8 protein-coding genes and 1 pseudogene are annotated in these 10,879 nt (G+C 59.6%); all 9 read right to left on the bottom strand.

The window, feature by feature from the left end:
- Window positions 1-85 precede the first annotated feature (85 nt).
- A complete protein-coding gene (locus ACIREA_RS16970) occupies window positions 86-1,258 on the bottom strand; it encodes a sialidase family protein (protein WP_397383491.1) in 1,173 nt (390 codons plus the stop codon).
- A gap of 98 nt (window positions 1,259-1,356) precedes the next feature.
- Window positions 1,357-2,322, bottom strand: a complete 966-nt coding sequence (locus ACIREA_RS16965) for a peptidyl-alpha-hydroxyglycine alpha-amidating lyase family protein (RefSeq protein ID WP_397383490.1) — start codon at window positions 2,320-2,322, stop codon at window positions 1,357-1,359.
- A 16-nt stretch (window positions 2,323-2,338) separates the two neighbouring features.
- On the bottom strand, window positions 2,339-3,034 hold the full coding sequence (locus ACIREA_RS16960) for a family 16 glycoside hydrolase (protein WP_397383488.1): 696 nt from the start codon (window positions 3,032-3,034) through the stop codon (window positions 2,339-2,341).
- 23 nt (window positions 3,035-3,057) lie between these two features.
- Window positions 3,058-4,698 carry a sulfatase-like hydrolase/transferase gene (locus ACIREA_RS16955; protein ID WP_397383487.1) on the bottom strand — a complete coding sequence of 547 codons (1,641 nt, stop codon included), beginning with the start codon at window positions 4,696-4,698 and terminating at the stop codon, window positions 3,058-3,060.
- Window positions 4,695-6,236, bottom strand: a complete 1,542-nt coding sequence (locus ACIREA_RS16950) for a sulfatase (protein ID WP_397383486.1) — start codon at window positions 6,234-6,236, stop codon at window positions 4,695-4,697. Before ACIREA_RS16950 ends, ACIREA_RS16955 begins: the two co-directional genes overlap by 4 nt.
- A gap of 22 nt (window positions 6,237-6,258) precedes the next feature.
- Window positions 6,259-7,608 (bottom strand): sulfatase-like hydrolase/transferase, encoded by a 1,350-nt coding sequence (locus tag ACIREA_RS16945; RefSeq protein ID WP_397383485.1) that lies wholly within the window; start codon window positions 7,606-7,608, stop codon window positions 6,259-6,261.
- Window positions 7,605-8,954 carry a sulfatase gene (locus tag ACIREA_RS16940; RefSeq protein WP_397383483.1) on the bottom strand — a complete coding sequence of 450 codons (1,350 nt, stop codon included), beginning with the start codon at window positions 8,952-8,954 and terminating at the stop codon, window positions 7,605-7,607. The genes ACIREA_RS16945 and ACIREA_RS16940 overlap by 4 nt, the downstream gene beginning before the upstream one ends.
- Before the next feature lie 11 nt (window positions 8,955-8,965).
- A complete protein-coding gene (locus ACIREA_RS16935) occupies window positions 8,966-10,477 on the bottom strand; it encodes a sulfatase-like hydrolase/transferase (protein ID WP_397383482.1) in 1,512 nt (503 codons plus the stop codon).
- Window positions 10,478-10,517: 40 nt separating this feature from the next.
- Window positions 10,518-10,879 (bottom strand): annotated as a pseudogene (locus ACIREA_RS16930) (hypothetical protein); the annotation flags it as partial.

The following is a 10,879-nucleotide window of genomic DNA, read 5'->3' as shown; positions in this document are numbered from 1 at the left end:
ATGGCAGGATCGCAATGTAGCGCGGGGCGGTGATGCTGCACAAGGAGCACGGAATTCATTCCGCGCACTCCTCCTTGAGCCGCCCTCACTCCACCCGCCACGTGGCCTGGCGCAGCACCGCCAGCTTGGGCTCCTTCATCGTCTCATACCACACGCTCAGCAGCGTGCCATCGGCCAGCTCGACGGTGCTGGGATAACCGAGATCGCCACCGATGCCATCGCCGGAAAGGATCATGGCCTCGCTCCAGCTCTGGCCGTTGTCGCTGCTGATGCGGGCCTGATTGCCGTAAGGCTTGCGGCGGTGGCCGTAGGTCATGACGAGGCGGCCGTCACGCAGGCGCAGAAGGTGGGAGGGCAGGCCCCACACGCCGATGCCGTGCGGCTCGCTCCAAGTCTTGCCGCCGTCCTTGGATTCGGTCTGCAGCGTCTCACCCTTGTTGGCGTCGTTGTGATTGCGGATCTGCGCGATGAGCGTGCCGTCTGCTGCCTCGACCGCATGGAGTTCGTGATACGACCTGACAGCGTTGTCGCCTTTGCGCGTGGGGATTTCCGCCAGCCACTGCCAGGTTTGGCCATCATCCTTCGACTCCGCCACGCCGACCTTTTTATCGCCGGTCCAGAGCTGCTTGCCGGCATAGAGCAGGCGACCATCCTTGAGCTGGATGGGGCCATGCGGGCTGTTCACGATGGTGGGGATGCGGGTGGACCAGGACTTGCCGCCATCGGTGGAGCGGATCACCCATTCACCGAGTTCCGCTTTGCGCTCCTCATCATTGAGGCGCTCGTGTGCGGCCTTCCACTTTACAAACTGCTCCTGCGGCATCGTTTTCGAAGTCCAGCCCTTGTCCGTGTGTTCGGCAAAAGTGCTGGCCTTCTTGAAATGATCTTCATAGGCCAGTGAGGTGAAGGTGCTGACGATGAGAGAGCTCTTCGCAGTTTCCAGCACACCGGAGTCGCGGTCATCCGTGGCAGTGTCCAGCAGCACACGCGGCCAGGTCCAGGTGGCGCCGTTGTCACGCGAGGTCATGGCATGCACCTGGCCAAAGGGGCACACATGCGATTCACGGCCACCGGACCACGAGACCCACAGCTCGCCATTTTGTCTGCGGACCACAGTCGGCCAGCCATGATAAAACTCCGGCTGCTGAGAAATTACCTTGGTCTCAATGATCTTCGCCGCAGGCGCGGCTCCACGTGCGATGAACGGAAAGGCAAGCACGGAGGTCGTTGTGGCAAGAAAGCGGCGGCGGTTGGTCATGGCACTATAGATTACGCGAGCGCTCGGTTTGCTTTCACAGCAAACCCTTGGTCCGAACACCGAACCAGTGAGAGATGTGCCGCAGCACAAAGCAACCATCACTCCGCTGCTTTCCTGCGCACAAACTTCTGCACCCGCGCTCCTGTTCCTTCCGCGACATAAACCGCACCGTCCGGGCCAACCGCAATATCATGCCCGAGCTGGAACTGACCGGCGGCTTTGCCCTGGCTGCCAAAGGTGTCAAGCACCTGCCCGGAGGGATCGAGCTCCACCGCCTTGCCCCGCAGCTGCGGCTGCAGGGAAGGAGAACCGCCATCAATGACGAAGAAATGGCCGTCGGGACCTGTAGCGATACCATACGGTTTGCCAAGCTGCGGGCCTTTCCATTCATGCTTAAAGGCGCCCTTCGCATCGAAGACCTGCAGCCGTTCATTCTCGCGGTCACAGACGATGACGCGGCCCTGCGCATCCACGGTGATGCCGTGCGGCAGATGAAACTCACCCGGCCCATGGCCCTTCGTGCCCCATTGGAACTCAAAGCGGCCGTCAGCGGTGAATTTCATCACGCGCGTGTTTTGGTAGCCGTCGCTCACGTAAAAGGAGCCGTCTGCCAGCGCAGCCACATCCGTGGGCAGATTGAAATGTTTGTCATCGCTGCCGGGGACGCCCGCCTCGCCCAAGGTGAGCAGCACCTCACCCGCCGGCGAACACTTGAAGACCTGATGCAGGCCCACATCGGTGAGCCAGAGATTGCCCTCACGGTCCACCGTCAGACCATGCGGCATGATGAAGCGGTTCGCCCCCCAGCTGCTGAGAAGCCGTCCCGTCGCACCATCGAACACGCTCACGGTCGGCGCAGCGATGGCCTCTTTGGGAAAGGGCTTGGACCATACCCGGCCGCTGCGATGAAAAACGTACACGCGGTTCTGAGCATCGACACCGACCCCGGCACAAAGGCCAAGCACCTGCCCCTCCGGCAACTGCGGCCAGCCGGAGACGACCTCATGCTGGGATTGTGCCAGAGACGCCGTGGCGAAGAGACCGAGGAAGAGGATGAAGCGCATGGAAGGAGTGAATGACTCACTTCAGCTTTGAAACCTTCACGTCATCCACATTCGCCGACTTGTTCACGGCAAGGGTGATCATGCGTTTCGTCGGATGGGCGATGCCTTCGCTGCTGAATGAAACGGCTTCCAGATCGTCAATGCGGACGGTCATCTGATCTCCGACGACCTTGATGTTCATGCTGTGCCACTCATTGGGCTTGAGATCGAGCTTGAAGGACTTCGTTTTGGATTTGAGCAGCGCGGCAAGTTCGGGGGACTTGTCGCCTTTCTCGCGGCGGGCGCGGATCTCGTTGTCCATGCCGCCGGTCTTGGAATCAGTGATTGTCACCGCCTCGTTGGTCACACGTGCGATGCAGAGATGGCCCGCATGCACGGTCTTGAGCTCACGATCCACGAAATCGACGCCGAGATCATCACCTTCACCAAGTTTGAACCTCAGCTCAACGATGCCGTCCTGAAACTCCACATTATGAAAGATAGCCACGCCATGGTCGGCCTCCGCATGCTTGGTCACATGCATGTGCCCGTCGATAAGATCGACCTGCTGATGACCCTTCGCGCGCCAGGCACTGTTGCTGGTCCAGCCGTTGCCGATGTCCTCTTTGCCCGGTGTGGCTTCGTCACGGGAGAAGTCGTCAGAGAAGACCGGGGTGATGAAGTCGGCGCGGAGCGAGAGGGAAAGAGTGAGGAAGATAAGGAGGTTCTTCATGGTTGGAGCGAGTAGAGATTGGGTTATTTTTTGGGAGGATTGGGCACGGTGCTGGCTGTGTATTCGGCGGCCTCGATGGAGCCGTTGCCGTCCACATCGCGGGCCTTGAACCAGGCGGCGGCATCTGCGGAGTTTCGTTTGGCGCTGAACTCCTCACGGCTCAGTTTGCCATCGTGATCAATATCGAGCTTCTTGAACTGCTCCGCGCGGTTGGGATCCTTCTTGGCAGCGGCTTTGCCCTTCGGTTTGGCATCTCCCGCGATGGGCAGCGGCAGGTAGTCGAAGTCGAGGATCATCTTCTTTTGCAGCGCGGTCTTCAGCTCCAGCGTGGCTGCTTCCAGACCTTTCTGGCCGTAGAGATTGTGCAGTTCATTGGGGTCTTCCTTGAGGTCGTAAAGTTCATAGACAGGACGCGGACTGGTGAACCAGAGGTCTTCAAACTCGGTGGCCAGCGCCTTGTCCTCGTGTGCTTTGACGATGTCCTTCCAGCTCGGATCATTCCCGCTGTCCACAGGCGTGTAGCGCAGGTTCGGGGTGACATTGTAGATAAGCTTGTAGCGCGCGCTGCGCACGCAGCGGCTGTAGTCCACGCCACTGGCGGTGGTGCTTTCATTGAAGGTGGCGCTGCCGTGCGGGCCGCGCTCGGCGAAGATATGCTGGCGCTCCTTGTCAAACTTCGCGCCTTTGAGCAGCGGCAGAAAGCTCACGCCGCTGATGCGCTCGGGCACCGGGAGTCCGGCGGCTTCGAGGCAGGTGGGCGCGATGTCTTCACCAGAGATCAGTGCGCTGGAGTCGCCGCCCGGTTTGATCACACCCGGCCACCACGCGAGCAGCGGCACGTTCAATCCGGGATCATGCAGCGAGCCTTTGCCGCTGGGGAATGCCATGCCGTTGTCTCCCATGAAGATGATGAGCGTGTTCTCCAATCCGGCGCGTTCTTTGACGATGTCGAGCACGCGCTGGAAGTCGCCATCGCAATGCTCGATCTCCCCTTCGTAGGCGGAGAGGTCACTGCGCACGCCGGGGAGATCCGGCAGGAAACCGGGCACCTTGAGCTTCGCGGGATCAGGCGGGTTCTTGCCAGAGGTCCAGGCATGATGGGGATCGCTGAAACCGACCCACAGGAAATAAGGTTTGTCCTTCGGACGCTGGTCAAAGAACTCGTTCATCTTCGCCGGCACATTTTCCTGACCGCTCGCATCGACGTAGTTAAAGCGATCCTTGAAGGTGACCATGTGATGCTCATCAAACACCTGCGCGGATGCCTCCGGGCCGCGCCCCGAACCATCGAGATGGTACGTGCGGCCGCAGCAGCCAACGAAGTAATCTGCATCCTTCCTCAAAATCTCAGGGAAGGTGATTTCATCCCGTGGCAGCGGCGATGAAAACCGCGTGATACGGCAGGCCACCGGCGATCGCCCGGTCATGATGGTGGCGCGCGAAGGCACGCATTGCGGCGCACCCGTGAACATGCGACGGCACATGATCCCTTCGGCAGCGAAGCGATCGAGATTCGGCGTCTTCATCTCCTCCCGCCCGTAGCAATGGATGAACGGGTAGCTGTGATCGTCCGAGAGAATGAAAAGAATATTCGGAGCAGCCGAATACGATGAATGCAGGCTGATGAACGACGAAACGAGGATGAGCAGAAAAGAAAATCTCATGGCAGGACGGGCTTGGGTTCAATGTCGCTGGGGTTGATCCAGCCAGCTTTTATGGGCTTGCCGCTCATGAACTTCTCGTAGAAGCTCACGTTCGCCTTGGAGGCGTGCTCGTATTTGTCGAAGATCTCACCCTGGCCAAACATGCGCGGATCGCCCTGTGCTTTGAGTTCGGTGTGAAGCTGATCACGCAAGGCGGTGACGCGTGGATCGGCAGGTGAGTTCTTCACGAAATCTGGGTCCGCTTTGAGGTCATAAAACTCGGTGCCAGGGCGCAGGCCGAAACAAAGTTGCCAAAAAGGATCAGTGGGATTTTTGCGATGCGCGTCGATGATGTAGCTCTTGGTGGCACCGGCATCGCAGTCCATGTAGCCGGTTTCGGGATTGCCGCCGGGCCAGCGCGAGGGTTCGAAGTTTTCGATGAAGACGCTGTCCTTCGTCACGATGGCACGGATGGGATAGCCCCAGTCATGCGGGCGGCCGACATCGGTGCGCTCCTTGCCGAGGAGCACGTGATCACGCACATGCGCGGGCTTGTTGGCAAAGAGATCCGTGAGGCTCCGGCCCGGTGACTCCGCCATGCCGGTGTCCGCCCACTTCATGCCCGCCACCTCGATGAGCGTCGGCGCGAGATCAACGAAGCTCACGAAGTCCGCCAGCGCGCGGCCGGGCTGCAGGATTCCCTTCTTCCACATCATCGCCAACGGCACATGATTGGCCTGCACGTTCGCATTTCCCTTGCTGCGCGGAAAGGGCATGCCGTGGTCCGCGGTGACAATGACGAGCGTATTCTCCAGCAGGCCGCGCTTTTCAAGGTCGGCGATCATGCGCCCGAGGTGACGGTCGAAATGCTCCACCTCAAAGGCGTAGTCGAGCATGTCATTGCGGATCACGTCGTTGTCCGGCCAGTAGGCGGGCACGTGGTCGATGTCCGTGAGCTTCTTGCCGCCCTTGGCCACGCCGCTGCCAAATTCATAGCCCCGATGCGGCTCCACGCTGCCATACCAGAAGCACCAGGGTTTGTCGGCCGGTGCAGCATTGAGGAAGTCGCTGAAGTTCGCCGCGTAATCGCAGTTCAGGATCTCCGGCGTGGGTGCTTCTGCTTTGCGCTTGTTGTAGGGCGTGCCCGTCATCTGGCGGGGCTTGCCATTCGCATCCACCGCCATGCCGGGGCCCCAGCCCTTGGTGGTGTAGCCCACATTCCAGCCCTTTTCCGCCAGCGCTTCGCCCCAGCCTTTGAACTCCGGCGGGAAGTAGCAGATATGATTCGCCGCTTCTTTGAGCTGCCAGGAATTACGCCCCGTGAGAATGCAGGCGCGTGAGGGCGCGCACTTCGCATTTGGCGTGTAGGCCTGGCTGAAGAGCAGCCCCTCCTTCGCAACGCGGTCAAAATTCGGCGTCTTCACCCACGGCGTGCCATAGGCGCTCGCATGCGGACCCCAGTCATCAGCAATGGCAAAGAGGATGTTGGGCGGCGGCTCCGCAGAGAATGATGCATGTAAAATGACGAACGACGAAAGGAGGAATACGAGAGGGCGCATGATGAGGTGGTTTGATGGTCAGTTACTCTGCTTTGTTCTGCTTCTTCTTTCCCTTCTTCGTGGTCTTGTCTTTCCCTTTCCCCGAGGCCTGGAACTCTTCATCGAGTTTCACGGGGCGGGCATCCTTGAAGTGGTCGAGGGCGGTCTGCAGCTTCGCTTTCGCGGCGGCGGCTTCGTTGCTCAGCGTAGTAGCGGCAATATCCTGCTTCTCCATTTCATCCGTGCTCAAATCGTAGAACTGGCCGGTGCGGTAAAGTTTGAAGCGCTGGTCGAAGGTGTATTCACGCACGGTCATGTCCTGGCTCTGTCGCGGGGAGTACCAGGTGTAGAGCCACTCGCGCGGTGTGCCGGGTTCATCTTTGAGCTGAGGCAGGAAGCTCACGCCATCGGTGCCTTCAGGCACCTTCACACCTGCGGCGACGCAGATCGTGGGGAGGAAGTCGGTGCTGCTGACGAGATCCGCGGAGACGCGGCCCTGCTTCATCACGGCGGGCCAGCTGGCGATAAGCGGCACATGCGTGCCATGGGATGTGGTGCTGCCTTTGCCCCCCTTGTAGTCTGCTCCTTTGAAGCGGCTGGTGATGCTGGCGTTCGTCCCGTTGTCGCCGAGAAAGAGCAGCAGTGTGTTGTCCCGAATGCCGAGTTCATCAAGCTTCGTGACAACGCTGCCCACCAGCCTGTCCATGTAGGCGGTCATTTCGGCGAAGTGCTTGGGCGACTGCTGTTTGTTCTCGCTGCTGATCGTCGGATCCCAGTCCGGGCTGTCCGGCGTCGGCTGAAAGGGATTGTGCGTGAGGATCATCGGGTAGTAGAGAAAGAAGGGCTTTTCTTTGTTCTGGGTGATGAAGGTGAGCGCGAAGTCGTTCACCAGCGTGGGGCCGTACTCGCCGTGAGTAAAATCTTTCTCCACACCGTTGTATTCCAAGCCGGGGTTCGCATAACGCGGCGGGCGGCGTGTCTGCTGCCAGAGGCAGGATTCATCAAAGCCGAAGTGCTGCGGTGAATCCACCTCCCCGCCAAGCTGCCACTTGCCGCAGATGCCGGTGGCGTAGCCTGCGTTTTTCATGAGGCTGCCAAAGGTCGTCTCTGTGCGCAGCAGCGTGCCGAAGTTGATGTAATTGCGTACGTTGTAGCGCCCCGTCATGAGCTGCACGCGCGTGGGCGTGCACAGCGGCTGCACATGGCAGTTTTCAAAGCGCACACCGCTCGCCGCGAGTTTGTCGATGTTCGGAGTCTGATACGACTCCCCGCCATTCGCCGTGACGCACTCATAGCCGAAGTCATCGACCATGATGAGGATGATGTTCGGCTGCGCCGCGAATGACGAATGCCAGAGGGCGAATGTCGAAAGAAGGCAGAGGAGAAGTTTCATGGCTGGTGAGTTTCAGGCTTCTGCCAAGGCGTGGCGCCGCCGATCTGAACGTGCGTGCGCAGTGCGGTGGAGAGTTCTTTGAAGACCTTGGGAGCCTTGCCTATGAGGTTGGTTTTCTCCTGCGGATCGTTCTTGAGATTGTAGAGTTCTAATGGGCTGTAGGGCGTGTTTTGCATCAGCTTCCAGTCGCCACGGATGAGCGCCTCATAGCTTTTGCCGCCATAGGCTGCGCCACCTTCACGGCGGACGAAGTAGAGATCACGCGGCTTATCGATGCTACCGCCAGTGAGAATAGGCACGAGGCTGATCGCATCGAGCTCAGGCGAAGGTTTCACGCCCGCGAGTTCAAGAAAGGTGGGGAAAAGGTCAAAGTTCAGCCCCGCGTAATCGCTGCGGGAGCCTGCCTTGATGTGCCCAGGCCAGCGCACCATGAAGGGCACGCGCAGGCCACCGTCGTAGTGGCTGGTCTTCCCATCGCGCCAGGGGTCGTTGTTCTGTGCATGCGGCAAAGAGCCGCCATTGTCAGAACCGAAAGCGACAACGGTGTTTTGATCGAGCCCGGCTTCTTTTAACACGGCCAGCAGTTGCCCGATGCGATCATCCAGATGCTCCACCAGCGCGACATTCATCGCACGCTTTTCATCGAGCTGCGGTGCGCGCTGTTTCACCTTGGCCACCCATTCCACCGGTGGCTCGATGGGAAAATGCGGGGCATTGAAGGCGAGGTAGAGGAAAAAAGGCTGCTTCTCCTTGGCACGCTCACGAAAGTAATCCGTCGCCCAGCCCGCGAAGATATCCGTAGCATGGCCCTTGGGGTCGATGACCTCCGCATTGCGGCGCATGTAGTTGTTACCCTGGCGCAGGTGCGTGGTGTAGCTGTCCATCATGTCGCCGAGGAAGCCGTGGAAGAGATCAAAGCCGCGCTCATTCGGCGTGTTCGGAGATTCCAGCCCAAGATGCCATTTCCCAATCACCGCCGTGTGATAGCCGACCTTCTTCAGCTCATTTCCAATCGTCGGAATGCCCGGCGCAAGGTAACCCCATGAGTCTTCCGCATTGGTACGAATGACACCAGGAACCCCCACGCGATCTGGAAAGCGCCCCGTGAGCAGCGCGGCGCGTGAAGGCGAGCACACCGTGCAGTTCGCACGCATGTTTTTAAACAGCATGCCCTCCGCCGCCAGCTTGTCGATGTTCGGCGTGTGGCAGTCCGAAGGATGATAAGTGGAGACATCGCCATAGCCGAGGTCATCGGCGTAGATGATGAGAAAATTGGGCCGCTGCTCCACAGCGAACAACGAAGCCACAACGAAAATTGACGAAACGATGAGAGCGAGGGGCTTCATGTCTTGAGAGATTACTGCTTGGCCTGTTTCTTCTTCGCATTCTTGGCCTTCGGCGCAGGCTCCGGCACTGGCGGCAGCCCGTCATCCGGCTGGTTCCAAAGACGATAAGGATCATCGAGGCGGCGCATTTCGGCGAGGAGTAGCGCTTCCATTTCAGCGAGCTTTTTGGCATGCTTGGGATCACTCGCGAGGTTGGTCTTCAACGGGTCTTTGTTGCCATGCTCCTTGAGGAGTTCGTCGGGATTCGCGGCGAGGTTGAAAAGCTGGGTCTCATGCACGGCGCCGTTCATGGCATCATACTTAATCAGCTTCCACTCACCCTGCTGCACGCAGCGCATGCCGGGCTTGGTGCCACCGCAGTAGACGCCGTACATCACATCGCGTACGGCGGTCTTTTTACCTTCGATCACCGGCTTGAAGCTGACGCCTTCGTTGCTCTCCGGTGCGGGGATGCCGGCGATGTCGCAAAGGGTGGCCACGATGTCGAGCAGGTAGATGTTTCCTGGCACGCGGGAGCCGGGCTTGATGCCGGGGCCTTTGACGATGAAGGGCACGCGCCAGGTGTGCTCGTAGAGGTTTTGTTTCCCCTGCAATCCATGGCGGCCGATGGCGATGCCGTGGTCGGCGGTGTAAACGATGTAGGTGTTGTCGAGCTCACCCATGGCTTTGAGCTTCTCCAGCACGCGGCCGATCTGGATGTCGATGTTTTCATTGCAGGCGAACTCGCGGCCGATCTCATTGCGGATGGTTGCCTCGTCGCGGTTCCTCCACACACCGCTGACTTCCACCTCATCGCGCACGTTGGCATCGCCGTTGTTGAAGGGATGTGCGGGCAGGTAGTTCGCAGGCAGGGCAGGCAGCTTTGGATTCAGCGCAGGCAGCGTGTTGGGATCTTCGTGATTGGTGGCGCCATATTTGGCCAGCAGCTCGGGGCGACCGTCGCGGGTGTCGTGCGGATGGGAGAAACCAAAGTTGATGAGGAAGGGGTCGGTGTCCTTCTTCGCCTCGCGCTCGTTCAGGTAATGCATCACCTGGTCGCCATGCCAGGTGCTGCCGGTTTCATCGGTGCCGCCGCGTTTGGTGGCATCATGCCGCACGGTGAATTGTTTATTGGCTCCCTCATACGAGTTGCCCTGTTTGCAGGTGCGCATGGTGTCGTATCCCGCGCGATTGAACACAGCGGCCAGTGTGTTCAGCTCCAGATTCGGCGGGCAGTGCTCTTTCGCCCCGGGGCCGATGGGCAGATGCCACACCGTGCGCCCGCTCATGATCATGTGCCGTGATGGCGTGCACACCGCGCCGCTGAAGGAGCCCATGTGCCGTGCGGAATCAAAGACCATGCCTTCCGCAGCAAGCTTGTCGATGTTCGGTGACTGCAGCGCCGACTTCGGATTGTAGAACTTGAAGTCAAAGGGCGACTGGTCATCCACGACGATGAAGAGGATGTTGGGACGCTTCGTCGGAGCGGCAAAGGACGATGCCAAAAGGCAGAATGACGAAAGGATGAGAACGAGGGCTTTCATGGTTGGGTCGGGGAAGCTGGATTGAGGCGCGTGCCAGTCATTATTCGGCCTTGGCCTTTTTGGCCGCCCCTTTTTTATTGGGGGTGAATTTGCGCGATCCGCGTTGGTCCATGGGCAGCAGGGCACCGCCGCGTGCGTTCATCTCGGCATCGCACAGCGCACGCATTTTCTGCAGAGCCTCGGCATGCGCGGGATCGGTGGCGAGATTCTTGAGTTCATCGCGGTCGGATTCCAGATCATGCAAAAACTCATACGCGGGCTTCTGGTCGAAGTAACGCGCATAGACGTATCGCTGGCCGCGAATGCCCTCCCAGGTGAGCGTGGGTGCGAGATCGAGGTGCTCGCAGAAGAAATGATCGCGCCAGGGTTTGTCGATGCCCTTGCCTTCGATCAGCGTTGAAA

The sequence above is a fragment of the Prosthecobacter sp. genome (assembly GCF_044373815.1).
Lineage (GTDB): Bacteria > Verrucomicrobiota > Verrucomicrobiia > Verrucomicrobiales > Verrucomicrobiaceae > Prosthecobacter.
Note: the sequence above shows the minus strand (reverse complement) of the source record. Positions and strands in the feature narration are given on the sequence as shown.